The organism is Bradyrhizobium sp. Pha-3, from assembly GCF_042258615.1.
In the GTDB taxonomy this organism is placed as follows: domain Bacteria; phylum Pseudomonadota; class Alphaproteobacteria; order Rhizobiales; family Xanthobacteraceae; genus Bradyrhizobium.
Window position 1 is genome coordinate 1262478 of sequence record NZ_CP170152.1, and the last position, 25582, is coordinate 1288059.

General features: G+C 65.1%; 28 protein-coding genes, 3 pseudogenes and 2 riboswitches. Of the genes and pseudogenes, 21 read left to right on the forward strand and 10 right to left on the reverse strand.

Annotated features, from left to right (window positions below):
• The first annotated feature begins 149 nt into the window (after nucleotides 1-149).
• From ACE10Z_RS05910 to ACE10Z_RS05920, 3 genes are all read left to right on the forward strand, one after another.
• On the forward strand, nucleotides 150-560 hold the full coding sequence (locus ACE10Z_RS05910) for a DoxX family protein (RefSeq protein ID WP_375787102.1): 411 nt from the start codon (nucleotides 150-152) through the stop codon (nucleotides 558-560).
• Nucleotides 561-594: 34 nt separating this feature from the next.
• Nucleotides 595-1131: an SRPBCC family protein gene (locus tag ACE10Z_RS05915; protein WP_375787103.1), complete on the forward strand. Its 537-nt coding sequence runs from the start codon at nucleotides 595-597 to the stop codon at nucleotides 1129-1131.
• Nucleotides 1132-1205: 74 nt separating this feature from the next.
• Nucleotides 1206-1616 (forward strand): VOC family protein, encoded by a 411-nt coding sequence (locus ACE10Z_RS05920; RefSeq protein ID WP_375787104.1) that lies wholly within the window; start codon nucleotides 1206-1208, stop codon nucleotides 1614-1616.
• 221 nt (nucleotides 1617-1837) lie between these two features.
• On the opposite strand, the gene ACE10Z_RS05925 is transcribed toward ACE10Z_RS05920, so the two are convergent.
• The 3 genes from ACE10Z_RS05925 to cobT form a co-directional block, all read right to left on the reverse strand.
• Nucleotides 1838-2260, reverse strand: coding sequence for a hypothetical protein (locus tag ACE10Z_RS05925; protein ID WP_375787105.1), 423 nt, complete (start codon nucleotides 2258-2260; stop codon nucleotides 1838-1840).
• 115 nt (nucleotides 2261-2375) lie between these two features.
• Nucleotides 2376-2666, reverse strand: coding sequence for a hypothetical protein (locus ACE10Z_RS05930; RefSeq protein WP_016842535.1), 291 nt, complete (start codon nucleotides 2664-2666; stop codon nucleotides 2376-2378).
• A gap of 161 nt (nucleotides 2667-2827) precedes the next feature.
• Entirely contained in the window at nucleotides 2828-3841 is a 1014-nt protein-coding gene (gene cobT / locus ACE10Z_RS05935; protein WP_375787106.1) for a nicotinate-nucleotide--dimethylbenzimidazole phosphoribosyltransferase, read from the reverse strand.
• Nucleotides 3842-3994: 153 nt separating this feature from the next.
• On the opposite strand from cobT, the gene cobS reads away from it, so the two are divergent.
• Nucleotides 3995-4747: an adenosylcobinamide-GDP ribazoletransferase gene (cobS, locus tag ACE10Z_RS05940; protein ID WP_375787107.1), complete on the forward strand. Its 753-nt coding sequence runs from the start codon at nucleotides 3995-3997 to the stop codon at nucleotides 4745-4747.
• A gap of 152 nt (nucleotides 4748-4899) precedes the next feature.
• Here cobS and ACE10Z_RS05945 read toward each other — a convergent pair whose 3' ends face one another.
• Nucleotides 4900-5751, reverse strand: a complete 852-nt coding sequence (locus ACE10Z_RS05945) for a hypothetical protein (protein ID WP_375787108.1) — start codon at nucleotides 5749-5751, stop codon at nucleotides 4900-4902.
• A gap of 254 nt (nucleotides 5752-6005) precedes the next feature.
• Here ACE10Z_RS05945 and ACE10Z_RS05950 point away from each other — a divergent pair, with 254 nt between their 5' ends.
• Nucleotides 6006-6596 (forward strand): histidine phosphatase family protein, encoded by a 591-nt coding sequence (locus ACE10Z_RS05950; RefSeq protein WP_375787109.1) that lies wholly within the window; start codon nucleotides 6006-6008, stop codon nucleotides 6594-6596.
• 283 nt (nucleotides 6597-6879) lie between these two features.
• Here ACE10Z_RS05950 and ACE10Z_RS05955 read toward each other — a convergent pair whose 3' ends face one another.
• On the reverse strand, nucleotides 6880-7668 hold the full coding sequence (locus tag ACE10Z_RS05955; protein WP_375787110.1) for an SDR family NAD(P)-dependent oxidoreductase: 789 nt from the start codon (nucleotides 7666-7668) through the stop codon (nucleotides 6880-6882).
• Between the two features lie 330 nt (nucleotides 7669-7998).
• On the opposite strand from ACE10Z_RS05955, the gene ACE10Z_RS05960 reads away from it, so the two are divergent.
• From ACE10Z_RS05960 to ACE10Z_RS06000, 9 genes are all read left to right on the forward strand, one after another.
• Nucleotides 7999-8652, forward strand: coding sequence for a glutathione S-transferase family protein (locus tag ACE10Z_RS05960; protein ID WP_375787111.1), 654 nt, complete (start codon nucleotides 7999-8001; stop codon nucleotides 8650-8652).
• A gap of 161 nt (nucleotides 8653-8813) precedes the next feature.
• A complete protein-coding gene (locus ACE10Z_RS05965; RefSeq protein WP_375787112.1) occupies nucleotides 8814-9185 on the forward strand; it encodes a nuclear transport factor 2 family protein in 372 nt (123 codons plus the stop codon).
• A gap of 70 nt (nucleotides 9186-9255) precedes the next feature.
• Nucleotides 9256-10464, forward strand: a complete 1209-nt coding sequence (locus tag ACE10Z_RS05970) for a serine hydrolase domain-containing protein (protein ID WP_375787113.1) — start codon at nucleotides 9256-9258, stop codon at nucleotides 10462-10464.
• 284 nt (nucleotides 10465-10748) lie between these two features.
• Nucleotides 10749-11168 carry a YciI family protein gene (locus ACE10Z_RS05975; RefSeq protein ID WP_375787114.1) on the forward strand — a complete coding sequence of 140 codons (420 nt, stop codon included), beginning with the start codon at nucleotides 10749-10751 and terminating at the stop codon, nucleotides 11166-11168.
• A gap of 70 nt (nucleotides 11169-11238) precedes the next feature.
• Nucleotides 11239-11664 (forward strand): YciI family protein, encoded by a 426-nt coding sequence (locus tag ACE10Z_RS05980; protein WP_375787115.1) that lies wholly within the window; start codon nucleotides 11239-11241, stop codon nucleotides 11662-11664.
• A gap of 81 nt (nucleotides 11665-11745) precedes the next feature.
• Nucleotides 11746-12111, forward strand: a complete 366-nt coding sequence (locus ACE10Z_RS05985; protein WP_375787116.1) for a hypothetical protein — start codon at nucleotides 11746-11748, stop codon at nucleotides 12109-12111.
• Nucleotides 12112-12247: 136 nt separating this feature from the next.
• Nucleotides 12248-12961 carry a TetR/AcrR family transcriptional regulator gene (locus tag ACE10Z_RS05990; RefSeq protein WP_375787117.1) on the forward strand — a complete coding sequence of 238 codons (714 nt, stop codon included), beginning with the start codon at nucleotides 12248-12250 and terminating at the stop codon, nucleotides 12959-12961.
• A gap of 130 nt (nucleotides 12962-13091) precedes the next feature.
• Nucleotides 13092-13583: a DUF2852 domain-containing protein gene (locus tag ACE10Z_RS05995; protein ID WP_097676724.1), complete on the forward strand. Its 492-nt coding sequence runs from the start codon at nucleotides 13092-13094 to the stop codon at nucleotides 13581-13583.
• A gap of 150 nt (nucleotides 13584-13733) precedes the next feature.
• A complete protein-coding gene (locus ACE10Z_RS06000) occupies nucleotides 13734-14498 on the forward strand; it encodes a serine acetyltransferase (protein ID WP_375787118.1) in 765 nt (254 codons plus the stop codon).
• Nucleotides 14499-14529: 31 nt separating this feature from the next.
• On the opposite strand, the gene ACE10Z_RS06005 is transcribed toward ACE10Z_RS06000, so the two are convergent.
• Complete coding sequence (locus ACE10Z_RS06005; protein WP_375787119.1) at nucleotides 14530-15249, reverse strand: HAD-IA family hydrolase; 720 nt, start codon at nucleotides 15247-15249, stop codon at nucleotides 14530-14532.
• A 208-nt stretch (nucleotides 15250-15457) separates the two neighbouring features.
• Here ACE10Z_RS06005 and ACE10Z_RS06010 point away from each other — a divergent pair, with 208 nt between their 5' ends.
• A complete protein-coding gene (locus ACE10Z_RS06010; protein WP_375787120.1) occupies nucleotides 15458-16690 on the forward strand; it encodes a hypothetical protein in 1233 nt (410 codons plus the stop codon).
• Nucleotides 16691-16765: 75 nt separating this feature from the next.
• Here the strand turns inward: ACE10Z_RS06010 and ACE10Z_RS06015 are convergent, their stop codons facing one another.
• The gene (locus tag ACE10Z_RS06015; protein WP_375787121.1) at nucleotides 16766-17329 is read right to left on the reverse strand and encodes a DUF488 family protein; all 564 of its coding nucleotides are present in this window, start codon (nucleotides 17327-17329) and stop codon (nucleotides 16766-16768) included.
• A 333-nt stretch (nucleotides 17330-17662) separates the two neighbouring features.
• Nucleotides 17663-17724, forward strand: a riboswitch (Fluoride riboswitch).
• 222 nt (nucleotides 17725-17946) lie between these two features.
• Between ACE10Z_RS06015 and ACE10Z_RS06020 the strand changes: the two genes are divergently transcribed.
• A complete protein-coding gene (locus tag ACE10Z_RS06020; protein WP_375787122.1) occupies nucleotides 17947-19590 on the forward strand; it encodes an OFA family MFS transporter in 1644 nt (547 codons plus the stop codon).
• A 68-nt stretch (nucleotides 19591-19658) separates the two neighbouring features.
• On the opposite strand, the gene ACE10Z_RS06025 is transcribed toward ACE10Z_RS06020, so the two are convergent.
• A complete protein-coding gene (locus ACE10Z_RS06025; protein WP_375787123.1) occupies nucleotides 19659-20234 on the reverse strand; it encodes a tyrosine-protein phosphatase in 576 nt (191 codons plus the stop codon).
• 37 nt (nucleotides 20235-20271) lie between these two features.
• Nucleotides 20272-20332, forward strand: a riboswitch (Fluoride riboswitch).
• A 71-nt stretch (nucleotides 20333-20403) separates the two neighbouring features.
• Between ACE10Z_RS06025 and ppa the strand changes: the two genes are divergently transcribed.
• The 3 genes and pseudogenes from ppa to ACE10Z_RS06040 all read left to right on the forward strand — a co-directional run bounded on the left by ppa (nucleotide 20404) and on the right by ACE10Z_RS06040 (nucleotide 21465).
• Nucleotides 20404-20943, forward strand: coding sequence for an inorganic diphosphatase (gene ppa, locus ACE10Z_RS06030; RefSeq protein ID WP_375787124.1), 540 nt, complete (start codon nucleotides 20404-20406; stop codon nucleotides 20941-20943).
• Nucleotides 20843-21163: pseudogene (locus tag ACE10Z_RS06035) on the forward strand (zincin-like metallopeptidase domain-containing protein); the annotation flags it as partial. The gene ppa and the pseudogene ACE10Z_RS06035, both read left to right, overlap by 101 nt.
• A gap of 86 nt (nucleotides 21164-21249) precedes the next feature.
• Nucleotides 21250-21465, forward strand: coding sequence for a recombinase family protein (locus ACE10Z_RS06040; protein ID WP_375787125.1), 216 nt, complete (start codon nucleotides 21250-21252; stop codon nucleotides 21463-21465).
• On the opposite strand, the pseudogene ACE10Z_RS06045 reads toward ACE10Z_RS06040, so the two are convergent.
• Nucleotides 21395-21628 (reverse strand): annotated as a pseudogene (locus ACE10Z_RS06045) (SDR family oxidoreductase); the annotation flags it as partial. The gene ACE10Z_RS06040 and the pseudogene ACE10Z_RS06045 overlap by 71 nt on opposite strands.
• 118 nt (nucleotides 21629-21746) lie before the next feature.
• Here ACE10Z_RS06045 and ACE10Z_RS06050 point away from each other — a divergent pair.
• Both ACE10Z_RS06050 and ACE10Z_RS06055 read left to right on the forward strand, forming a co-directional pair.
• A pseudogene (locus ACE10Z_RS06050) lies at nucleotides 21747-22037 on the forward strand (serine hydrolase); the annotation flags it as partial.
• A gap of 304 nt (nucleotides 22038-22341) precedes the next feature.
• Nucleotides 22342-23643 (forward strand): PQQ-dependent sugar dehydrogenase, encoded by a 1302-nt coding sequence (locus ACE10Z_RS06055; RefSeq protein WP_375787126.1) that lies wholly within the window; start codon nucleotides 22342-22344, stop codon nucleotides 23641-23643.
• A 12-nt stretch (nucleotides 23644-23655) separates the two neighbouring features.
• Here ACE10Z_RS06055 and ACE10Z_RS06060 read toward each other — a convergent pair whose 3' ends face one another.
• A complete protein-coding gene (locus ACE10Z_RS06060) occupies nucleotides 23656-25128 on the reverse strand; it encodes a cytochrome-c peroxidase (protein ID WP_375787127.1) in 1473 nt (490 codons plus the stop codon).
• Nucleotides 25129-25582 lie beyond the last annotated feature (454 nt).

A 25582-nucleotide genomic window follows, 5' to 3' on the forward strand; every position in this document is an offset into this window, starting at 1 on the left:
CCGCAAGCGGGAGAGGGGGCGTAGTCCCGCCGCGGTTGCAGTTCGACCCCATCCGTTCACTTCCGAAAAAATCTTGACCCGCGGTGTCGACCTTGCACCCCGCCGTTCGTCATGAAGGCAGAGCATCACCACCTCTTGGGGAGCAAGCCATGCCGACGATCGTCGACGCCGAAGTCTCAAAGCCCGCCCGCATCACCGGCCGCGTGATGAGCGGCGTGGTCATCCTTTTCCTGCTGTTCGATGGCGCGATCAAGCTGTTGCCGTTGCCTGTCGTCACCGAGACCATGGACAAGATGGGCTTTGGCGCGAGCGACACGCTGGCGCGCAGCCTCGGCATCATCACCATCGTCTGCACGCTGCTGTACTCGGTGCCGCCGACCTCGATACTCGGCGCCATCCTGCTCACCGGCTATCTCGGCGGCGCGATCGCGTCCCATGTGCGGATCGGCAGCCCGTTGTTCAGCCACACGCTGTTCGGGCTCTATCTCGGCCTGATGGTGTGGGGCGGGCTCTATCTGCGCGACGGCAATCTGCGCGCGCTGCTTCCGTTCCGCCGCTGAGCTATCATCCTAATTGATCTACCTGGAGACCATCATGTTCGAGACCATTGCCATCATCGCTGTCATCCTCGCGGTCGCGATTGCCGTCATCCTCGTCCTCGCGGCGACCAAGCCGAGCACGTTCCGCGTCACGCGTGCGACCAGCATCAATGCGCCGGCGGAACGGATCTTTCCGCTGATCGACGATTTCCGGCAGTGGACGGTCTGGTCGCCCTACGAGAACCGGGATCCGGCCATGAAGCGCACCTATGACGGCGCCGGGCGCGGGCAGGGGGCGGTCTATGCCTGGGACGGCAACAAGAATGTCGGCACCGGCCGCATGGAGATCCTGCAGTCGTCCGCGCCGTCGAAGATCGTCATCAAGCTCGACTTCCTCAAGCCGTTCGAGGGCCACAACACCGCCGAGTTCACAATGCTGCCGCAGGGAGATGCGACCAGCGTCACATGGACCATGTATGGTCCGGCCGCCTTCATGTCGAAAGTGATGCAGGTGTTCATGAACCTGGATCACATGATCGGCAAGGATTTCGAGGTCGGTCTCGCCAATCTGAAGAAGCTGACTGAAAAATAGCGAGCGTTTTCGAGCGAAGTGGTTACCGGTTCGCGTGAAGAAAACGCGTCAAAACGAACCCCAGGGAGCATGTGATGCAGGTCAACCCCTATCTCTCCTACGACGGCAATTGCGGCGCCGCGCTGGATTTCTACCAGAAGGTTCTCGGTGCCCGGATCGAGGAAACCTATCCCTACGGCGAGGGCAATGCGGAGATGCAGACGCCGCCCGGCTGGAAGGACAAGATCATGCACGCCAGGGTCTCGATCGACGGCGAGATCATCATGGCCTCCGACGCCCCGCCCGGCCACTTCCAGAAGCCGCAGGGGTTTCACGTCGCGCTGCAGGTCGAGGATCCCACGGAGGCCGAACGCCGCTTCAAGGCGCTGTCCGAAGGCGGCACGGTTACCATGCCGTTCGGCAAGACCTTCTTCTCCAACGGCTTCGGCATGTGCGTCGATCAGTTCGGCATCCCCTGGATGGTGAACTGCCCGCAGCAGATGTAACACGCGGGGCAACCCGATGAGCCGTCATCCTGAGGTGGCCGCTTCTTCAGCGGCCCTCGAAGGATCGATGGCCCCGCTGTTTCCCCGTGCGGGCTGAGCCATCCGGGCCGTGCATCCTTCGAGGCTCGCAAGGGCTCGCACCTCCAGCGACAACGGCGGAGCCGTTGCGCGGGGATGACGGGATCGATAGCTTGGGTTGTCGGGGCCGCGAAGGTCGCAGCCTACCGGCACCGCGGATAGATCGCGGCGAGCTCGCGGCCGCGCAGCAGCAGCAGGCGTGAGGTCAGCCCGCCGCGGCGCACGATCCAGCCGCGCACCGGTGCCGGATAGGCCTCCAGCACCGCCTCGGATGCTTCCGGCTCGGCATAGGTCCGGCCGCGCCGGTCGATCGAACGCGCGGCGTGGAAGCCGAGCACGGCGCGCCGCGTCACGCAGATGCGATCGCCCGGCACCATCGAGAGCACCAGCGTGCAGGCCGACAGGCACGGCCCGTCGATCACCACGCGCTCGCCGGACTCGCGCACCTTGTCGAACAGTTCGATGAATGGACCGACCTCCCCGCCGGGACTGGCGAGGATGCGGACGTCGGCCTGTGCGCAGCCAATCGTTGCGCAGAGGGCTGCCGCCGCGACAAACATTTTCATCAGCGCAATCCCTGCCGGCGATGCGGTCGAGGTCCCGCCGCATCCGAAGCCGCAAGGCTCGCGCCGGAATGGGGCATCGTCAAGACCGATGCCCCTTTCGCGATGACAGGCGGGATCAGGCTGCCCGGTTCTTGAGCGCGCCCACGATCGCCGTGAGCACAGCGCCCGCAACGCCGCCGCCGGCGACCTGTCCGATGATACTGCCGATGTCAGGCGTTGCGCCGGAATTGGCGAGCAGCGGGATCAGCATCCCCAGAAGCTGTCCGCCCGCGCCGCCGCCGATGGCGCCTGCGATGGTGTTTCCGAGCGTGCCGAGATCGATGTTCTTGGCTGCTCCGGCGGCGACATTGCCGCCGACGGCTCCGCTGATGACTTGAATGATCAGATTGATGAGGACTCCCGACATGACGCGATTTCTCCCCGGTATCTGGTTCAGCATGGCTGAGGCGCCGAATGGCGTCCCACCGGCGCAGACGTTAGGCCTCCGGCGCGCAGAGGTCATGCTGCGCACGCGAAGATTGCGGCCGATCCGGGCGGTATGCACCGGCTTTTTGGGGAGTTGTTCGGCTAACCCGCGCCGGAAACGCCGGCCTCTGCAAAGGTCGCCATGCCGCCATGACAGGCGAGCGCCGCGCGCAGCAGCAGGATCGCGACCCCCGCGCCGGAGGCTTCGCCGAGCCGCATCTCGAGATCGAGCAGGGGCGCGAGCTGCAGTTCGCGCAGCAGCTGGCGATGGCCGAGTTCGGCCGAGACATGCCCGGCGCGGCAATGCGCGAGGCTATCAGGCGCAAGCCGCGCCAGCGGCAGCACCGCCGAGGTCGCGACGAAGCCGTCGAGCAGCACCGGGATGGATCGTGCCCGCGCTGCCAGCACGGCGCCCGCGATGGCCGCGAGCTCGCGGCCGCCGAGCGCGACTGCGACGGCGAGCGGATCGTCGAGCAGGCTGCGATGCAGCTTCAGCGCGGTATCGATCACGGTGCGCTTGCGCAGCAGGCCGGCGTCGTCGACGCCGGTGCCGCGGCCGGCCCAGCGCGCGCCGCGCCCGCCCATCAATGCCGCGCACAGCGTCGCGGCGACTGTGGTGTTGGCAATCCCCATCTCGCCGACCACGAGCAGATCGCATTGCTCGGGCACCGTGCGCCAGCCGGTGTCAAAGGCGACGAGGAAATCGGCGCCGTCCATCGCCGGCGCCATCGTGAAATCGCGGGTCGGGCGTGCGAGCTCGAGCGGCTCGACGCGCAGCTCGGCCCCGGCAAGCCTGGCGATCTGGTTGATCGCAGCGCCGCCCGCCGCGAAATTCGCCACCATCTGCGCGGTGACTTCAGAGGGAAAGGCGGAGACGCCGCGCTCGGCGATGCCGTGATTGCCGGCGAACACGGCGATCATGACCTGGTCGAGCCGGGGGATCTCGCGCCGCTGCCAGCGCGCGAGCCAGATCGCGACCTCTTCCAGCCGGCCGAGGCTGCCCGGCGGCTTGGTCAGGTTCTGCTGGCGCAGCGTGGCGGCCGCGGCGCTCGCATCGTCGCCTTGGGGCAGGTCGCGACAAAAGCTGCGGATGTCGTCTAGAGTACTGAACTGCATGCGATTCCCTCGTCGAGCGGGCCGCAAACTAAAGCATGATCCGGAAAAGTGTGAAGCGGTTTTCCGACAAGATCATGCTCAAACAAGAAGCTAAAGCGCGATGAGATTCAGCCCGATCTCATCGCGCTTTAGTTCAATTTCCAGGCCTTCACCATGAATCAATGGCTCGACGATCTCAGGACCGCCATCGCCTTTCTGACCCGCCTGCCGACGCCGCATCCGGATGGCGCGCGGCCGGAAGGCTTTGCCCGGGCGCAGCGGCTGTTTCCCCTGGTCGGGGCCGGCATTGGGGCGGCGATCGGCCTGTTCTGTCTGCTGCTGCGGACGATCGGCGTGCCGGACCTTGCCGCGGCGGCGCTGGCGCTCGGCGGCGGGGCGCTGCTGACCGGCGCGCTGCATGAGGACGGGCTCGCCGATGTCGCCGACGGGTTCGGTGGCGGCCGCGATGTAGCCGCCAAGCTCGAGATCATGCGCGACAGCCGGCTCGGCACCTACGGCGCGCTGGCGCTGGTGGTGAGCTTTGCCACCAGGCTCGCGGCGCTGGCGGCGCTTCCCAATGGCATGGTGATGCAGAGCCTGATCGTCGCGCATGCGCTCGGCCGCGGCGTGCTGCCGTGGATCGCGATCAGCCTGCCTTACGCGCGCAAGGATGGGCTCGCGGCCAATGCCGGCCGGCCCGATGGCACGATTGCGGCGGTCGCGTCAGCTATCGCGCTGGTGATCGCACTCCTCGCACTTCCCTTCGGCAGCGCGCTGCTGGCGGCGATCGCGGCCGGAGCGAGCGCATTAATCATCGCGCTGCTGGCAAAGCGGCAGATCGGCGGCCAGACCGGCGATGTGCTCGGCGGCGCGGAGCAGGTTGCGGAGACCGCGATCCTGGTGCTGCTCGCGGCGCGATTCGGTTAGAACGTTTCGAGCGAAGCGGATACTGGTTCGCGTGAAGATGATGCGATCCCATGCAACAGCCGGCGCGAAATTCAGCCATCGGCCAGAACTGGAAGCCGCGCCCATCGAGGCGCTGTTGCGTGACAAGACATCGATGAGCATCGCATCGACCATCACCATTCGTCGTAGAGCCACTCCCTGGGGATTGGACGCCGCGCTCTTGCATACGGGGGCTGAGACGTCCGCTCGGGCTTGCGCACACCCGGAGCCGGCGGCATCGGAAGCGGTAACGGCTTCGGCTCGGAGACCTTCGCTAGCGTCCGTTTCATTTCTTCCTGGCTCGCCTTGAGTTCCTCAATGGCTTTGGAGTTCGCGCGGGCCATCTGTTGCTGGTCCGCCTTGAGCTGCTCGATACTTCGCTCCACATTTTCGAGGTTGCGGGCGATCGTTTGCAGCAGCTGCGCCTGGTCGGGAAGAGCTGTATTGGCTGTCGGCGCGGCGTCCTGCGGCGGTGCGGTCTGAACCGGGGGCGTCGCTTGGGGCGGAGCGGCGTCTGCCGCTGCGACCTGAACGGTGGGTGGAGCGGGCTGCGCCGCAAGCGGCGGATTATCCGCGGGCAATGATGGAGTTGAAACGAGCTGAGGCACCCAACGGGCGACAACCTGCTTGGCTCCTCTGCCATACGACGACTGCAAGGCCAGTGCAGCGACAACGATACATGCTGCCAGCGACAAGGCGGCGAGAGCGCGGAATCCCGGCATTCGGCGCGGCGATCGCGAGCGGGGACCGGAAGAGGTAGGGCCAGGCTCGGAAGCGGCAGGGTTGGGTCCGACCGAAGGCGGGGCAGGTTGCGCCGGAGCTGGGGACGCGGCATCGCGCTCCATTCTTGCAAGCTGTTCACTCAAACGCGCGAGCTCTTCATTGGCGCGCGTGATCTGCTTGTGGGTTTCTGCGAGTCTTTCGTCGCCGCGCGTGGCCAGGCCATCGTTCGATTCGACTGGGTTCGGGGTGGGGTTGGAGTTCACTGGCGCTTCCCTTTCCATCCAATGTCACCCAAGCGTGCCGACTCGGATATCCGTTAGGGTCGATCAGCCTCCAGCACTTCCGTCAGCCTTGTCCAAAAAAATGGCCGGATGATAGCGGGCTTGAGGTCTCGTGATAATGGAAGAGGGACCAGCTCGTGCCGAGCACGTTGACGCATTTCCGCCTTGCCCGATGAATCAGGTATCAACTGTCCATGAGTACACGCCCTGGTCAGAATGGAAGGGCTCCTGCAGTGATGGACCGCGAAACGCATCTCTGGCTGATCCGCCACGCGCCGGTCGACGGTCCGCGCGGCGTGATCCATGCGCCGGATGCGCCCGCAGACCTTGGCGATGCCGCGGCCTTCGCCGCGCTGCAGGCGCGGCTGCCGGCTGACGCTGTCGCGGTCTGCAGTCCGGCGCGGCGCACAAGCGAGACCGCAGCAAAGCTTGGCCTTGCGGCAACGGAAGACGACGCCTTCCGCGAGCAGGATTTTGGCGACTGGACCGGCCGCCGCCACAGCGAGATCGAGGCCGAGCTTGGCGCGGCGGCCTATCGGGCGTTCTGGCAATCGCCGGCGACCAACCGGCCGCCCGGCGGCGAAAGCTTCGCCGATCAGGTCACGCGTGCGCGGGCAGGGCTGGCGCGCCTGCCGGCCGGCGATGTCGTGCTGGTCATGCACTCCGGCACCATCCGCGCAATCCTCGCGGTCGCGCTCGAGCTGGCGCCGGAGCTTGCGCTGCGCTTCGTCATCGATCCGCTGTCGCTGACGCGGATCGACCGGCTTGAGAATGCCTGGCGTGTTGTTGCAGTGAACCTGCCGCCGCCACCAACCCCGTCACCCTGAGGTGCGAGCGCAGCGAGCCTCGAAGGATGCACGGCCACAGTCGGGCCGTCGACCCTTCGAGACGGCCGCTTCGCGGCCTCCTCAGGGTGACGGGGGGATTGCTCAGCTTGCTCAGTGTCATCACCCGCGCATGCGGGTGATCCAGTATCCCAGAGACCGCGGTGCTTGAGCCGAGAGGTCGCGGCGTACTGGATCGCCCGGTCAAGCCGGGCGATGACAGCGGTGGACGAGGATATAGCCTCACATCCTCTCAGGGTGACGGGGACGGCATGTGCGGGTGCTTCTACCCATTCCGCCGCTCACCTCGCAGGGTCGGCAGGCCGATGCCGGCGGCGTCGAAGCCGCCGTCGACGGCGAGGATCTGGCCGGTGATGTAGCTGGCGCGATCCGAGCACAGGAAGAAGATGGCTTCCGCCAGCTCCTCCTCCAGGCCGTAGCGGTTGAGCGGGATGGCGTCGTGGTAGTCGGCGCGGATCTCCGGCGTGTGGACAGCCTTGGCCATCGCGGTCTCGACCGGCCCGGGCGCGACGCCGTTGACGCGGATGCCGAGCGAGGCGAGTTCGACCGCGAGTTGCTTGGTGAGGTGCGCGAGCGCGGCCTTGCTGGTGCCGTAAGCGGAGCGCAGCGTCGAGGCGCGCACCGCCGAGATCGAGGTGATGTTGACGATCGCGCCGCCGCCATGCTCGCGCATCACGGGCGCGGCCGCCTTGGTGCACAGGAACGGGCCGGTGAGATTGACCGCCATGATCCGGTTCCAGTCGGTGTCCGAAGTCTCCAGCACCGGCGTGAACACGGCGATGCCGGCGTTGTTGACCAGCGCGTCGAGCCGGCCGAAGCGGCCCGTGATCGCCGCGATCGCGGCTGCCACGCCATCGGCATCCGATACGTCGCAGGTCAGCGCCAGCGTGGTGTCGGGCTGCTGCAATGCCGCGACCGCGGCGCGCAGCAATTCACCCTCGATGTCGAGCAGCGCGACGCGCCAGCCGTCAGCGAGAAAACGTTTCGCTGCGGCAAGCCCGATGCCGCGCGCGGCGCCGGTCACGAGTGCGACTTTGGGGGAAGACGAGGTCATGAGGCGAGTCCAGCTGTTGGGCGAACGGTATCTGCTTGTGACGAAAGCAGCGTCTGCGACCTTTGGTTCACCATGTCAACCGGTCCCTGTTTCCCGTCACCCTGAGAGCCTGTGACCCTAATGAGCCAGGGCGGGGTTATTAGGCGCAATGGAACGACGTCGACTGTTTCACGGATCGATTCAGCACCGCGATTCGTGTCCTCGGCGAATGCGCGCCGCGTCGATGCCTGCTCTCAGTGCCGGGCGACGGGCGAAATAATTTCCGGACGAGATGTCGGCCGCGCGGTCTCCGGTTCGTCCTCCGAATACTTGTTTCATGATGGAGTTCTGATGTCACTGACCCTGCATTACCACCCGCTGTCCTCGTTCTGCTGGAAGGCGCTGGTCGCGCTCTACGAGAACGGCGCGCCGTTCACGCCGAACATGGTCAATCTCGGCGATCCCGCCGAGCGCGCGGCGCTGCTCGCGCTGTGGCCGGTCGGCCGCTTTCCCGTGCTGCGCGACGAGGCGCGCGGCGAGACGGTACCTGAATCGAGCATCGTCATCGAATATCTCGACCGGCACTATCCCGGCACCGCCAGGCTGATTCCTGACGACCCGGAGCTTGCCTTGCAGACCCGGCTGCGCGATCGCTTCCTCGATCTCTATGTCCATCTGCCGTTGCAGAAGATCGTCGGCGACCGGCTGCGTCCGGCGGACAGCAAGGATCCGCGTGGCGTCGCCGAGGCGCGGGCCCAGCTCCGCAGCTCCTATGCCATCCTGGATCAGCAGCTCGCGCATGGCGGCTGGATGATGGGCGAGCAGGTCTCGCTGGCCGACTGTGCCGCCGCGCCGGCGCTGTTCTACGGCAACAAGGTCGAGCCGATCGGGGAGGACCATCCGCATCTGGCGGCCTATCTCGAGCGGCTGAAGGCACGGCCGTCCTTCGCACGCGTCCTCAAGGAGGCCGAGCCGTATTTCGGCATGTTCCCCAAGGGGGACTGAAGGAAATCTGAAAAAGGGAACCTGAGGTCCGGTCAGGATCCCGAAAATAAATCGCGGCGCGATGTCGTTTTCGCGCCGCCCCGTTCGTCATCTCCCTGAAGCCCGGGTTCTGGAGCGCCGGTCGCGCCCCGGGGCTCGGGCGACATCTGTGTGGAGATGACATGGCTGCAGTTGGCAACAGGGCGGAGATCATCCGCGGGATCTTCGCCGCCTATCTCGCCAATGACCGCGCGAGCGTCGAGGCCGCGTTCGCGGAAGATTTCCGCTTCTCGACGCCCTATGGCGAGAACATCGACAAGCCGCGCTATTTCGCCGAGTGCTGGCGCGATTCTGGCTGGATCGGCTGTCACGAGATCGAGCGCATCATGGTCGACGGCGTTGAGGCCTACGTCACCTATCGCTGCGTCGCCCGCGACGGCAAGAGCTTCCGCAACACCGAGTTCTTCGTGTTCGACGGCGACAAGGTGTCGCGCATTGACGTCTATTTCGGTCCGTCGCATCAGGACGGCGAACTTGTCAGGCAGGATCGATAAGGCAGCCCCGGTGATATCGCTCGCTCGATCGTCGCAGGCGAGCACGAATTCTGCGAAGGAAACCTGGAAAATGTCCATTGCGAGTGAGAGCAGCGGCCTATCGCTGGCACGGCTCGGACGCATGCGCGAGGTGCTGGCACGCCATGTCGAAGACGGCAATATTCCGGGCCTCGTGGCGCTGGTCAGCCGCCGCGGCGAGATCCGTGCCGATGTGCTTGGCCGCATGGCTGTGGATGGGCCGCCGATGCAGCGCGACACCATCTTCCGCATTGCCTCGATGACCAAGCCGGTGACGGCGGTCGCCGCGATGATTCTGGTCGAGGAATGCCGGCTCAAGCTCGACGATCCGATCGATCGCTGGCTGCCCGAGCTCGCCGATCGCAAGGTGTTGCGCGGCATCGAATCCGAGATCCACGACACGGTGCCGGCCAAGCGCGCGATCACGCTGCGGGACCTCCTGACCTTCCGTCTCGGGCTCGGCATGATCCCGGTGTTTCCGGCGCGCTATCCGATCCAGATGGCGATCGCGGATGCCGGCTTCGCGCCCGGGCCGGTGTTTCCGTCGTTTCCGCCGGACGAATTGCTGCGCCGCTACGGCACGCTGCCGCTGGCCTATCAGCCCGGCGAACGCTGGCTCTACGACGCGGGGAGCCAGATCCTCGGCGTCTTGATCGCGCGTGTTGCCGGAACCTCGTTCGCCAGCTTCCTGCAGGAGCGGATCTTCGGGCCGCTCGGCATGAACGATACGGCTTTCCATGTGCCGCAACACAAGCTGTCGCGGTTTGCGACGTGCTATGGCGGCGATCATGCGACCGGCACGCTGAAAGTGTTCGACGCACCGGCGACCGGCAAGTACGCGGCGCCGCCGGTGTTCGAGAACGGCAGCGCCGGGCTGGTGTCGACCGCGGATGATTTCAACGCCTTCGCGCAGATGATGCTCAATGGCGGGCGGCTCGGCACCGAGCGCATTCTGTCGCGTCCTTCCGTAGAGTTGATGACCTCCAACCAGCTCACGCCGGAACAACAGCTTGGCTCCGAGCTGTTGCTCGGTGCTGCGAGCGGCTGGGGTTTCGGGCTGTCGGTCGTCACCGCGCGCGACGATCTCTGTCATGTGCCGGGTCGCTACGGCTGGGACGGCGGCTATGGCACCTCCTGGTATTCCGATCCGCGCGAAGCGATGACCGGAATCCTGCTGACCCAGCGCATGATGGATTCGCCGCAGCCGCCCGCGGTGTTCGCCGATTTCTGGACACTCGCCTATCAGGCGATCGATGACTAGTGTCCCGAATCCGAAGTTCGTATCATTCCCCGCACCTTCGGAGCGAACTTCGGATTCGATAAGGACACTAGCAAACTTATGATTCTAGTGTGCTTTATGAATGCGAAGTTCGTGAAAGCGGCCGCCGCGAAATCGCACGAACTTCGCATTCAGCACACTAGCGCGGAGCGCGCGTCAATGACCGCGAGAATAATTTCAAACGCCGTGTCGGGATCGCAAACTCCGCATCGTCTTGCAATCGAGCGCCGGTGCTGTGATCGGCTCAGAGACAACGGAGCAGGGCGATGAAGTTCATGGTGATCGTGAAGGCGAACAAGGATACCGAGGCCGGCGTGATGCCGAGCACCGAGATGCTCGCCGCGATGGGCAAGTTCAACGAGGAGATAGTCAAGGCCGGCGTGATGCAGGCCGGCGAGGGCCTGCATCCGACCAGCAAGGGCGCGCGCGTCAAATATGCCGGCGGGCAGAGCACCGTGAGCCACGGACCGTTCAGCCCGGCCGCCGGCGATCTGGTCTGCGGCTTCTGGCTGATCGAGGCCTCCTCGCTCGACGAGGCGATCGACTGGATGAAGCGCGCGCCGTTCGACAGCGGCTCCGAGATCGAGATCCGCCAGGTGTTTGCCGCGGAGGATTTCGGCGAGGCGCTGACGCCCGAGCTGCGCGAGCAGGAAGAGCGCCTGCGCGCGCAGGCCGGAACGAAGTAATATTCGACCGTCATTCCGGGGTCGTGCTTCGCGCGCCCGGAATGACATCAAACCAAAGGATGCCATTCAAATGCGTTTCATGATGCTGATGATCCCGCTCGGCTACGAGTCCGCACCGGCCAAGCTCGAGCTCGACCCGGAACGGGTCGCCGCGATGATGCGATACAATCAGGCGCTGAAGGATGCCGGCGTGCTGATCACGCTGGAAGGCCTGCATCCGCCGGCGTCGGGCGCGCGCGTCAAGTTCAACACCGGCGAGCCGATCGTGGTCGACGGCCCCTTCACCGAGGCCAAGGAAGTGATCGGCGGCTTCTGGATGATCGAGGTCGCCTCGCGCGCCGAGGCGATCGCATGGGCGAAGCAGTGCCCGGCCTCCGCCAACGAGATGATCGAGATCCGTCAGGTGCAGGAGATGGCAGATTTCTCCGAGGAAGTGCAGCAGGCGGCCGCGACCTTCGAGCATCCGCAGGGCGGCTGGGGCAAGGCGCTGCGCTGAATTTCAAACGAGACGCGATGCCGCCGCAAAGCGGCATCGCGCGACCGACCGATCGTCAAACCACCACAACGGAGAAGCACAATGAGCACCAACACTTTCCTCGCGGTCTATCTCGGCGGCGGCAAGACCGGCGCGCGCATGGCAGCCTGGAACGCGCTGCCGGAGGCCGAACGGCGTGCCAAGGAGCAGCAGGGCATGGCCGCCTGGGGCGCCTGGGTCGAGAAGCACCACGACGTGATCGTCGAGATGGGCGGACCGCTCGGCAAGACCAAGCAGGTCGGCGCCGGCGGCACCTCCGACATCGCCAATCTGATGACCGGCTTCACCGTGGTGCGCGCGCCGTCGCACGAGGCGGCGGCAAAGCTGTTCGAGAACCATCCGCATTTTTCGATCTTCCCGGGCGAAGCCGTGGAGATCATGCCGGTGCTGCCGATCCCGGGCCGCTAGTGCCCGAGCCGTTAGTGCCCGGGCCGCTAGTGCCCGGTCGCCAGGCCCGCATAGCGAGCGGGGTCCGTTAATCTTGATGACCCCGTGATCCCGCCGCTAGTGACCTTTACCGCCGGCTCATGTAAAAGCCGTTCACATGAGCTGGCGCAAGGACCAAGGCCGCGCCGAGCGCGGCTATCATCACGGCAATCTCAAAGAGGCGTTGCTGCAGGCAGCCCTCGACCTGATCTCGAAGAAGGGGCCGGCCGGCTTCACCTTCGCCGATGCCGCGCGCATGGCCGGCGTCAGCCCCGCCGCGCCCTACCGCCATTTCCGCGACCGTGACGAACTGATCGCCAGTATCGCGCAGCGCGGCTTCGAGCAGTTCGAGTCGCTCTTGACGCAGGCCTGGGACGACGGCCGCCCCGACACCGTCTCGGCGTTCGAGCGGGTAGGCAAGGCCTATCTCGCCTTTGCGCGCGAGGAGCCCGCGTTCTACTCCGCGATGTTCGAATCCGGACTGCCGGTCGATTCCAATCCGACCTTGATGGCGGCAAGCGAGCGCGCGTTTGCGATCATCCGCGCTGCCGCCGAGCGGCTCGCGGCACTGGCGCCGCCCGGCACACCGCGCCCGCCGGCGATGATGATGGCGCTGCATATCTGGTCGATGTCGCACGGCGTCGCGTCGCTGTTCGGCCGCGGCGATGCCGCGCGGCGCAAGCTGCCGATGTCGCCGGAGGATCTGCTCGAGGCCGAAGTGCTGATCTATCTGCGCGGCCTTGGCTTCCTCACCGATCGCAGGCCGGGAACCGCTGCAGCCGACGACGAGCCGGCCGGCGACAGATCCGGCCCGTGGGGGAAGCCGAAATAAGGTTCAACGGCGAAGTCAAAAATAATCCGAGGGGTGCGTCATCTGCTCTGCTTGACTTTCCCGAGGGCTCGGCTATCTATGTAAATGTTATTTACATTCACAACGGCGTGATGCCGTCATGGAGAAGGAAATGGCCTACACCGCTGATGTCAATCGCTGGCGCGGCCCCGTCGAAGAGCCCTACCGTCCGCACTTCTACGCGACGCCCTGGCATCCCCTGAAGATCGCCGGGATCATCCTCGGCTTCATGATCTGGTGGCCGATCGGCCTCGCCCTTCTCTTTTTCACACTCGGGAGCAGAAAAATGGCCTGTTGGAGTCACTACGATCAGGATCGCTGGGCGAACAAGATGGAGCGCATGCAGGACAAGATGGAGCGGATGAAGAGCCGCATGGAGCGCCGCGGCTTCCCGTTCGGCGGCTTCGGCCCGCCCTCCAGCGGCAACCGCGCCTTCGACGAGTACCGCCAGGACACGCTGCGCCGGCTCGAGGAAGAGCAGGTCGAGTTCAAGAACTTCCTCGATCGCCTGCGCCACGCCAAGGACAAGGAAGAGTTCGACGCCTTCATGGCGCAGCACAAGACCCGTCCGACCCCGCCGAACGATCAGCCGCCGCAGAGCTGATCACGCGAGGCAAGCACTGAGCCTTCAGGCGATGTGCCCCCATAGCACCTGATGGCCTGAGCCGCCCGTTTGCGACAAGCAAGCGGGCGGTTTGCGTTGTGCGGCAGCCATGCCCATTCTATCGTCCTGAGGCGGGGCGATGAGGTGATCATGGCGGCATTTGCGACGGCGAGTCCTGACGATCTCTGGCTTGCGATCCGGCGCGAGGCGGAAGCTGCCGTCGTCGCCGATCGCTTTCTCGAGGCGTCGGCTGCCTTCATCCTCGACCAGGGCGATCTCGGCGGCGCGCTCGCCTTCCTGATCGGCCGGGCTATCTGCCGCGCCGAGGCCGATCGCGCGCAATTCACGCGGACCGCCCGCGAGGCGTTCGCGGCCGAGCCCGCGCTGGTCGATGCCGCGGCCATTGATCTCACAGCCATCGTGCGCCGCGACCCGGCGATCACCGGCTTGCTGGTGCCGTTGTTGAACTTCAAGGGCTACGTCGCGCTGCAGGCCTGGCGGGTGTCGAACTGGCTGTGGCGCCACGATCGCCCCGACCTTGCGCTGTTGATGCACGGTGCGGCGGCGGACCAGTTGCAGATCAGCATTCACCCGTCGGCCCGGATCGGAACGGCGGTTTTCCTCGATCACGGCACCGGCATCATCATCGGCGCGCTGGCCTCCGTCGGCGACGAGGTCACGATCCTGCAGAACGTCACCATCGCGCGGCATCAGGACGATCCGCGCCATGCCCCGACGATCGGCCGCGGCGTGCTGCTCAGCGCCGGCGCAACGGTGATCGGAGATCTCACTGTCGGCGATTTCGCCAAGGTTGGCGCCGGTGCGCTGGTGACGTCGGATGTGCCGGCCGGCTGCACCGCCGTCGGCGTCCCCGCGCGGCTGACCAATTGCGCAGAGGCAGGTGCACTTTCGTGAGATGAGTGCACCGACCGAGCCCCTCGCGCCGCTACGCCGGCACGAGCATGTCGGCGAGTTGCGTAAAGCTGTCCGCGTGGAGGTCGATCCAGCTTTCCGGCGCGACGTCGACCTTCGCCGCCGGCCCGAACTCCAGCGGGCGGGCGACGAACGCGGTACGCATGCCGAAGGCGCGGGCCGCCTTCAGGTCGTATTTGTGGCAGGCGACCATCAGGATTCTGCCGGCGGGATAGCCGAGGTAGTCGACTGCGAGCTGATACACCGCGGGTGACGGCTTGTAGCTGCGCGCAAGCTCCGCGGTCAGCACGGCGTCGAAGGGGAGCTTGGCGTGCTTGACCACCGCCACCACCGCGGCCATGCCGGCATTCGACAAGGTCGAGGTCACGAACCGGCTGCGCAGGCGCGCAAGGCCCTCGACGCTGTCGGGCCATGCGTCGAGCTTGCTCCATACCGAGTTCAATTCGTCGCGCTCGTTGCTCGAGAAGACGCGGTGACGATAGTCGGTGAACTCGGTGAAGCGGTGCAGATAGCGCCAGACGGTCTCGGAATTGGTATGGAAGATATGCGTGCCGTAGCGGTGCACCTCGACGCCGCTGTCGGAATCGACCTCCGAATAGGCGTTGCCGCCGATATGCGGACGGCGGTCGAGCACGCAGACGGAACGGCCGAGCCTGTTCGCCACCTGCTCGGCGATCACGGCGCCGAAGAAGCCGGCGCCCACCACGACGACATCGAAACTATCAAGCTGCATGTGGCCCCCGCCCCGCGCGGGCCCGGGCGGTAGCCCGCCGCGACATCCCGTCGGAGCTTCAACGGCGCTGCGGCCGACTTCCGGCGAAGATTTTGGTTAAGGCCGCGATAATTCCGAGCCCGGAACCGCGGGCTCGGCCGTTGAACGAGAAGCATGCGAGGCGCTGGATTTCTCCGCGTGCAGCAACAGCATCATGCGCGGAGGCCCCATGTCCGTAATCTGCGTCCTTTATTCCAGCAACACGACCTATGATTCGCTGCGCGGCATCCTCGCGATGGCGGCCGCCGAGCTCGACCGGCTCGGGCATGAGGTCAAGATGCTCGACCTGCTGGCGCCGGATTTCTCGGCCCGGCTCAATGCGCTGTTGCCGCGAAAGACCGAGACCATGGCGCTCGGCTTCTCCGGCATCGGGCTCGATATTCATACCAAGGACGGCCGGCTGTTCTGGGACGTCGCCCAGATCCCGGTCTTCACCTGGTTTTGCGATCACCCCTGCTATTTCGCCAAGCGGCACGGGCTCGAGAGCCGCTATGCCGCGCACGGCTACGTGTTTCCGGACCACGCCGCGTTCAACCGCGATCATCTGGGCGCCAACGGCGCCGTGTTCGCGACCCATATGGGTATCCCGGATCCCGGCTTCTTCGGCGGCCTGCCGCCCGAGCAGCGCAACGGCCGGCTGATCTTCGCCAAGTCCGGATGGAATCCGGTGGCGCTCGAGCGCGGCTGGCGCAAGACGATGCCGCCAAAACTGTTCGCACTGCTGTTTGATGCGATCGCCGAGGCGCGCGGCAAGACCTGCGGCGCGTTTCCCCGGATCATCGTCGACGTCGCCGAGCAGCATCTCGTCTATCTGAAGCCGGGCGGCGACCTGTTCAACGTGATCCTGACCCGGCTCGACAATTACACCAGAGGCGTGCGCACCCGCGAGGTGGGCGCGGTGCTGTCCGACTATCCGGTCGATTTCGTCGGGGGCGGCTGGAGCGATCTGGACGTCAGCGGACGCCCGGCCCGCGTGCTCGGCGCGATGACCTTCGATGCGATGCGCGAGGGCCTCGGCAGCTATCTCGCCGCGGTCTCGCTCAATCCCAATATCGACCTGTCGGTGCATGACCGGGTGTTCTTCGCGCTCGGCGCCGGCACCGTGCCGGTGTTCGACGCCAACCGCTTCTCGGCCGCGGAGATGCCGCATCTCGCCCGCTACAGCTTCGGCAAGGACGCGACAAGCATCGCCGGCGCCGTCGAGGCGCTGCTGGCCGATCCCGGCGCGGCGCAGGCGGCGACCGCCACCACGATGAGCGAGCTCTATCCACGCTTCTCGATGCAGCGGTCGGTGCAGGACATCCACGAGATCACGATGTCGATCGCGGGCGCTGCCGGCGCCAATCTGTTACCGGCCGAGCCGGTGCCGGCAGGCGTCTGGACGCCGAAACAGGCAGCCTGATCGCGTGTCGTTGGCATGACTGCGCCAGGTGCCGCACCGCGCGCGACGCGGACCGCCGCAGGCTTCGCGACCCGCTCATAAATCCAGTTGCCCCGTCGCCGGATAGACCACCGTCCCATCGCTCTGCACGATGGCGCCTTCGGTGAGGCGGGCGGGCTCGAGGCGGCGCTCCCCCATGAGGTGAACGACGGTTTCGCCGGACGCAATGAGATAGTCGGCGACGATGCGGCGGTGGCAGCGCCACCACACGGCTTCCGAGCACATGATCGCGCAGCGCAGCCCGCGGCCCTCGTCGCGCAGATGCTGCAGGCTCGCGTGAAACTGCGGCGACAGCGCATAGTCGGCGTAGTTGTGGAAGCTCTCGTTGCTCCAGAATCCGTTGACTGAAGGCGGCACGCCTCGCGCCTTGCCGCGCAGCCCGCCGAGATCGGCCAGATGTTCATAGGAGATGCCGGCGGCCGCCAGCGAATCGGGGAGCGTGTCCCTGTTGAACTGCGGATTGGTGCGCGACCGCGGCACCGTTCTGATATCGACGACACGGTCGATCCTCGCCGCAGTGAGCAGGATGATGAAATCCTCGAGACTGCGGTTGGAATGGCCGACCGTGAAGAACGGAAGCGCTACGCCTTCGCTAGGCATGATGGAGCGCGCTGCCCTTGTGCGCCGCGACGTGGTCGGTCTTGTCGCTCTTGATCTCGTATTCACGTCACGCTTATCGGCGCCGCCGCATTCTTGTTTTCGGCATTGGGCATGGTGATGCTGGTCCGCACCTTCATGGCATGAGAGTCGTGAAAAGCGCGTTCCTGCACAAGGCCACCGCACATGGACCCTTGCCGAGGCGAGAGATTCGGCCACACCAAATGCTTTCGGTTGGGCCGATGATATCACACCGCGAGAAGCGTGATGTCTACGTCCTAAGTTGGACGCGGCTTCGCTTGACCGCGCCCCGGACCGCAAGCAACAATAATAGATAACGTTGATGGGGATGGAGTCCCCCGACAACTGCCAAAGAGGCTGATGACTCCTACCGGGCACTTGCGCCGGTAGGATTCTCCATGTCCCTGCCGCGACGCCCGCATATGAGGGTGCGCGATGGGACAATACACTCAAGCTCAGCTGTATCGACAGGACGGCTGCGGCTTTCGGCAGCTGTCACTGCGACTTCCCGAAAACTCAAATCACGCGCCTGCGCGGCCGCTGTTTGTGGCCGTTCAGGGCGACCTTCAATCATGCCTCAAGCAAGGGGGCAGAAGACAATGACAAGCATTCCGGATTTGGGGCATCGACCAATCGCAACGGCAGGACTTCTCGACCGCAAACGCACGATCGCAGGATCACAATTCAATCGCTGGCTGGTACCGCCTGCGGCGCTTGCGCTTCACCTGTGTATCGGCATGGCTTACGGATTCTCGGTCTTTTGGCTGCCGATGAGCCGCTTGCTGCCCAACGTCAGCGCCGCGGCTTGCACGAACCAATCGTTTTTCGCTGAGCTCGTGACGACGACATGCAACTGGTCAGTGCCGGCTGTCACGCATATCTTCGAGGTCTTCATTGCCGTGCTCGGCATATCCGCCGCGATCTGGGGCGGCTGGCTCGAACATGCCGGCCCACGCAAGGCGGGCCTGATTTCAGCTCTGTGCTGGGGCGGAGGCCTCGTCCTGGCAGGGATCGCGGTCTCGGTTCATCAGCTCTGGCTCGTCTACGTCACGGCAGTCATATGCGGCATCGGTCAGGGATTGGGATACATCACACCGGTCTCGACTCTGATCAAATGGTTCCCCGACCGCCGGGGAATGGCCACCGGCTTCGCAATCATGGGCTACGGCGGCGGCGCAATGGTCGGCGCGCCCTTGGCGGTCTGGCTCATGTCTTACTTTGGTGAGCACGGTGTGCCGGGCGTCTCTTGGACGCTAATCACGATGGGCATCATCTACTTCATTGGCATGGGCATCGCCGCGTTTGGTTTCCGTGTCACCCCGACAGGGTGGAAGCCCGTCGGATGGACGCCACCCGCCCCGCGCACCAACGCGATGATCACGCCCCATCATGTCCATCTTCACCAGGCGTGGCGCACACCGCAATTCTGGCTCATCTGGGGCGTTCTCTTACTCAATGTCACAGCTGGTATCGCCGTCATTTCGATGGCAAGTCCAATGCTTCAAGACGTGTTTGGGGCAAAGCTGCTCGGGGTCGATTCGATGGATACCATCTCCTCCGCGCAACGCGCCGCAATTGCCGCCGCCGCTGCTGGCCTTGTTGGTCTCGTGAGCCTGTTCAACAGTGTCGGCCGGATTTTCTGGGCATCGCTCTCGGACAAGCTCGGTCGCAAGAATACCTACTACGCGTTCTTCCTGCTCGGCATCGCGCTCTACTGTGCCCTTCCGACCTGGGGCCACCTGGGCCTGCCAGCTCTGTTCGTGCTTTCAATTTGCATCATTCTCACGATGTATGGAGGCGGCTTCGCTACCGTGCCTGCATATCTCGCCGACATATTCGGTACGCAGATGGTAGGCGCGATCCATGGCGCCCTCATTACGGCATGGTCCGTCGCCGGCGTCATCGGCCCCGCGATTATCGCCGGTCTTCGTCAAGTCCAGCTGGATCATCACGTGCCAGCCAATCTGGTTTACGACCGCACGCTCTATCTGATGGCCTTTCTTCTGTTCTGCGGTTTCGTCTGCAATTTCTTCGTCAGACCTGTCGACAAGAAGTACTGGATGACCGACGAACAATTGGCTGCGGAGCGGTCGCTCCAGCATGAGGACCTTGCCGCCAGTGATTCCGAAACCGCCGCGCGTGGCGCTTTCGGTCTTACGGGGGCGCTCGCCTGGATCGCCGTCGGCGTTCCCTTCGGGATTGGATTGCTTATCGCGTTGCAGAAGGCCGTGGTCCTGCTCTAACGGCCATGCAAGCAAGACGCGCCGGCCGCCCCCCACGGCCGGCGCGTCTCGGCTTCCGACCGCTTAACTTAATCTCCGCTGGCGACTTCGCGTTCGAAGACGCGATCCATGGCGGCGGTGCGGTTGAAGTAGGGAAAATGCCCGTACCGGAAGGACAGCTGGCGCGCGGCATCTGACGCCCGCACTTTTGCAACCAGATACTGATCAAGAGCAGCCGCTAGCCCCGTACGATCGGCGCCCGACCTGCAGTGGATCAGAATGGGGCGCGGCGCGTCCCGGAGCAGGACGAGCAGGCGCTGACGTTCGTCCTCCGTCAGCTCGCGTCGCGCGGACAGCGCAAGATCGGCATGGATTGCACCGGCAACTCGCGTCGCTTCGATCTCCTTGTCGTACCACGGATCGCTCACATGCTCGCCCCGCAGGTTGATTACGGTGCGGATGTGGTAACGTTCAATGGTTTCCTTCAGATGGTCCCCGCTCATCTGCGCCGATCGGTACAATTGACCTTCCCGCACCACATGGAAATTGTCGGTCAGTTGAAGAAGGCCAGCCCAACCAAGCGCACCTGCGACGCAAAGGCCACAAGCCATCGCGACACTGCGGATGATGCGGCGGACAGTCGAAAGAACAGTATCGCGTTTCAAACGACTTGACCTACGGACGATTGGGATTAGCATAAGTACCATCGATGGGGATGGAGTCCCCCGATAACCGCCGCAAGGCTGATGACTCCTACCAACGCAACGCGTCGGTAGGAGCTCGTTCCTCCCAGCGCAAGCCCTTATACGCGCCATTCTTGCCGGGAGTCCAATAATGAACTTGAACGCACTCAAGGCGGGTCCACACGCCCCCGACGAGGTCAACGTCGTGATCGAAGTCCCTATCGGCGGGGAGCCCATCAAATATGAATTCGACAAAGCGTCGGGGGCTCTCGTTGTCGATCGATTCCTCTATACGCCGATGCGTTATCCCGGAAACTACGGTTTCATTCCCACGACATTGTCGGAGGACGGAGATCCTTGCGATGTTCTGATTGCCAATACGCGCGCGCTGCTTCCGGGGGCCGTGATCGCGGTCCGGCCGATCGGCGTGTTGATCATGCAAGACGAAGCAGGACCGGATGAAAAGATTATCGCTGTGCCTATCTCGCGCGTGACGAAGCGCTACGAGGACGTTCATGAGGCGACCGAGTTGCCACTTTTAACGCTCCAGCAGATCGAACATTTCTTTAAGCACTACAAAGATCTGGAAGGTGGCAAATGGGTCAAGGTGCTTCGATGGGGCGACACAGCTGAGGCCAAGGAACTTATTTCGAGGGCTCTGGACCGCCACAAAAGTTCGGCCGCGAAGTAGCCCGCGCATCGCTTGGCGCTGGAAAGAGGCTGAGCGACAATCGGGCACGAAGGCGGCTTATTACCCGCAGCGTGATCAGGTCGTTCTGCCGCCCTACTCGTGGTTTGAAAGCCCCGAGGAGTTCTATGGCGTGGCCTTTCACGAGGTCATCCATGGGACCGGGCACAAGGACCGGCTCAACCGTAACCTCTCCACACGGTTCGGCTCACACGCCTATGCGTTCGAAGAATTAGTTGCCGAACTGGGAAGTGCCTTCCTCTGTGCACACGCCGGCATCCCTGGAGCCGGCAACAAAGCGCAGCGACCATGGCCAGAGCCGCGATCTACGCCCGATACTCATCGGACCTGCAGAATCCTCGCTCGATTGAGGATCAGGCAGCGTTGTGCCGTCGTTGGTGCGAGCGTGAAGGCCACGAAGTCACTGAGGTCTTTTCTGATGCCGCGCTTTCTGGTGCTTCGATCCACGGCCGTGCCGGCCCGGCAAGACGGCAGCGATGCCGTGCAGGGCGCCGCGAATATTGACGTCGATCATCCGGTCCCACTCGTCGACCTTGAGCGAAGCGAGCGGCGAGAGCGGCATGACGCCGGCGTTGTTGACCATCACGTCGACACGCCCGAACTGCTCCTTGGCGTAATCGACGAAGGCTTGCGTGTCCTGGCGGCTGACGACGTCGAGGGCACGCATGCGCCCCGGCGACACCGCCGCGCGCCGCCGCGCCTTGTCGCCTCTGCCGGCGTGATCTAAGCCTGCCGGAGCGGGCTGCGAATTCATAACAATCGCCCGCGGTCCCGGTGAGGAAACAATGAGAACGATCGCCATTGCCGCGGCTGCCGCCGCCACATGTCTTGCCTTCAACATCGCCCATGCCGCGCCGCCGCTCCCGGAAGCTTCGGCGCATCAGGCTGGTTTCTCGGATCAGGGACTGGCGCGGCTCGATGAGTTCTTCGCGCGCGAGATCGCGGCCAAGCGCGTGCCCGGCGCCGTGGTGGCGATCGCGCGCGACGGCCGCCTCGTGCACTACAAGGCCTATGGCCAGCTCGATCCGGTCAAGGGCACGCCGATGCCGATCGATGCTGTGTTCGCGCTGGCCGCCCCGTCCGACCGAGCGCCGTTCGCTCCGCCCGGTAGAATGCATCCGCCGCAGGTCCGCTATGCTTTTTCGGCTATAACGGCCACGTAGCTGTAAGAACAGGGGGCTTCGGAAAAGGAAGCCCGCCGACCGGGGCGGGCAAGGTCTCAGGGAGGAAAACGCTCTGACAAGGGAGCGTGAAGCCAGTCTCCTCGATTCGATGGCGGCTGCGAAGATCGTATAACTACTGTCATCAGGCCCGGCATTATGCGAATGCTGCCACGGGCCCGGGCCGGCGGGCAACGCGCGAATATAACAGGGGAAGTTCATGAGCACGTCTGGAGTTTTTGCCCGCGTCGTCGCGGCGATCGGGGCCGGCGCCGTGGCGTGGCGGCGGATGCAGGGCGCCGAGCCCGCACCGGCCTGGGGCACCGCGCCGCAAATCCCGGCGGCGAAGTCGCAGGACGCGATCCCGACGCTGAAGATGCCGACGGCACGCGGCTGGGACAAGGGCCAGCTTCCGACCGCAGCAGCAGGGCTCAAGGTTAACGCCTTCGCCGCCGGGCTCGATCATCCGCGCTGGATCAACGTGCTGCCCAACGGCGATGTCCTGATCGCGGAGGCGACGCAAATCGCAGGAACCCCGCGCAGCGTCTTCCACTATGCGATGCAGGCGACGATGCGCCGCGCCGCCGCCCTCGGCGTCAGCGCCAACCGCATCACGCTGCTGCGCGACCGCGATGGCGACGGCGTCGCCGAAAGCAGCAGTACCTTCATGGAGGGGCTGCGCCAGCCGTTCGGCATGGCGCTGATCGGCGACACCTTCTATGTCGGCAACACCGACGGCGTGGTCGCATTTCCCTACACAGCGGGCGCGGATCGCATCACGGCGGAGGGACGCAAGCTCGTCACCTTCAAGCCCGACGGGCACTGGACCCGCAGCCTGCTGCCGAGCGCCGACGGCAAGAAGCTTTATGCCGGCGTCGGCTCGCTCAGCAACATCGCCGAGAACGGCATGAAGGTCGAGGAAGGCCGCGCCGCGATCTATGAGCTCGATCTCGCGGCCGGCACCAGCCGCATCTTCGCCGGCGGCCTGCGCAACCCGGTCGGGCTCGCATGGGAGCCGACCACCAATGTGCTGTGGACCGTCGTCAATGAGCGCGACGGCATCGGCGACGAGACGCCGCCGGACTATCTCACCTCGGTGCGCGACGGCGGCTTCTACGGCTGGCCCTACTGCTACTGGGGCAAGACGGTGGACGATCGCGTGCCGCAGGATCCGGCGATGGTCGCCAAGGCGATCCAGCCGGACTACGCGCTCGGCGGCCACACCGCCTCGCTCGGCCTGTGCTGGATGCCCGCAGGCACGCTGCCGGGTTTCCCCGATGGCATGGCGATCGGCCAGCACGGCTCGTGGAATCGCTCGACACTGTCGGGCTACAAGGTGGTGTTCGTGCCGTTTACGAACGGCCGTCCCTCGGGTCCGGCGCGCGACATCCTGTCGGGCTTCCTCGCGCCCGACGAGAAGGTGTCGTATGGCCGCCCGGTCGGCGTCGCGGTCGGCCCCGACGGCTCGCTGCTGGTGGCTGACGATGTCGGCAACGTGATCTGGCGCGTGACCGGGGCATGAGCGGCGGGCGAGCTAGTTCTTCTGCGGCGTGTAGCCGTCCGTAAGCGTTTGCATGAACGCGACCAGGGCATCTTCCTCCTGGTCGGTGAGGCCGAGATGGCCGGTCTTGCTGGTGTTCATGTTGTCGGTGGTTTCCGGCGCAGGCCAGCAGCCGGTGCCTTCACGCGGGTCGTGCGCGGCGCAGCGCGGCAGCACGTCGCGCGTGTTGTAGAAGTGGACGATCTCCTTCAGGCTCTTGAAGTAGCCGTTATGGCCGTAGGCCTTGACGAAGTCGGGCGAGGGCCGTTTGTCGACGTTGCGCAGTGTCGGCACCTGGAATCGGCCGCGGGTTTGCGACGCCAGCGGCTTCCAGCGCGCGTCGACGGCCGAGGGCTGGCTGAGCGGATGGCCGCTCGCCAGGAAGGCGCCGACCCCGCCATCGACGAACGCAGTGCCATCCTTGTTCGCGACATAGCCGCGATCGTCCGGCACGTTCTCTGCGTAGAAGGGCAGCTCCGGGTTCGCCGGCGTTCCGATATTGCTTGCGGTGAAGTCGGTGAACAGCGGGTCCTCTCCGGGCCCGCCGTCGCGATGACATTCGTTGCAGCGGCCTTTGCCGCGGAAGACCTCGTATCCCTGCTGCTCCAGCGGCGCGAAGGTGGCCTTGCCGGCCTGCACCGCATCGTATTTCGAGGAGAACGCCGTGACCTCGTGCGAAGCCTCATAACCCGCGATCGATTGCGCCATCTGGTCGAAGGTGGCTGCGGCGCGGCCGCGATCCAAATTGCTGAGATGCACCGGCAGCGGATCGCCGGCGGGGGGTGGTCCGGGGGTGTTGCAGACTGTCTCGACGTCGGCGGGCCAATTGATCGCGAAGGCCTGTGCGCCCCACAGAGCTTCGAACAGGCCGCGGTAGGGGCGCTGCGAGGCGCGATACACCGCGCAGGCGATATCGGGCAGGCCCATCTCGACCGGATTGGTCGGCGGTCCTTCGGCCTGCTCGGCGGCGGGATTGCCGAGGCGCCGCCCCGTCGCGCGCATGTCCCAGAAATTGCCGCCGACCAGATCGCCCTGGCCTTCGTTGTAGTGCAGGACCGGCGACAGCGGCGCGTAGGTATGGGTCTGGGGCTTGCGTTCGCTGAAGCGGGTGCGGACCGAGCCGGGATAGGAGCCGGTGGTCCGGTTGATCTCCGAGATCGGTCCGGTGAAGCCGGTCTCCGGCATGTGGCAGAAGGCGCACGCTTCGTTGCGGTTTACCGACAGCTGCTTGTCGAACAGCAGCAGCTTGCCGAGCAGCTCGATCTGTTGCACCTGATTGTCAGGAGCAGCCGCCAGGCGGGTCAGCGTATCGGCTTCGATCCGGTCGATCTCCGCTTCGACGCGGGCGATGTCGGCAAGCGTGGCCGGCGACAGCGGGTCCGTGCCGTCGCGCGCGAGCAGGATCGGGATCGCCGAACATGTGGCCGCGACCGCGACGGCGACGCCGGCCAGAATTCGAAATCTCATCTCGCCCCCCTGGACGCGGTCTTCCTGGACACGGTCTTGGCGTTGCAAGCTGCCCGCGCGGTCGGCGGCAGGGCCGGCAGCGTACAAGTCACGTCTGCCGCACTCAATGGGCTCTGATCGGTTACTCGTAGTCCGACCGGGTCAGGACGTATCTGCCGTGTACCTTCGCGAAAGTCTGATGAAGACAACCGGACGCAGTGCAGAGCCTTGGCTGGTTGCCGCATTGCAGGGCCGAATAGTCGAGGTGGATGACGGTGGCACTGTTTGCGAAGGTCGCGAAATAGTGACCGGCCTCAGGTCCTGCGGCGCATCTCGGTGCTCCAGACCGGGTCGACAGCGGCGACCGCCGTTGCGTTCGCGGCGAGGGCATGTCCAATAAGAACTGCGCCTGTCGCCAATGCCGGTAATGCTCTCATGGGACTCCTCTCGAGGCCTGAAACGGCGTCGCGCCATG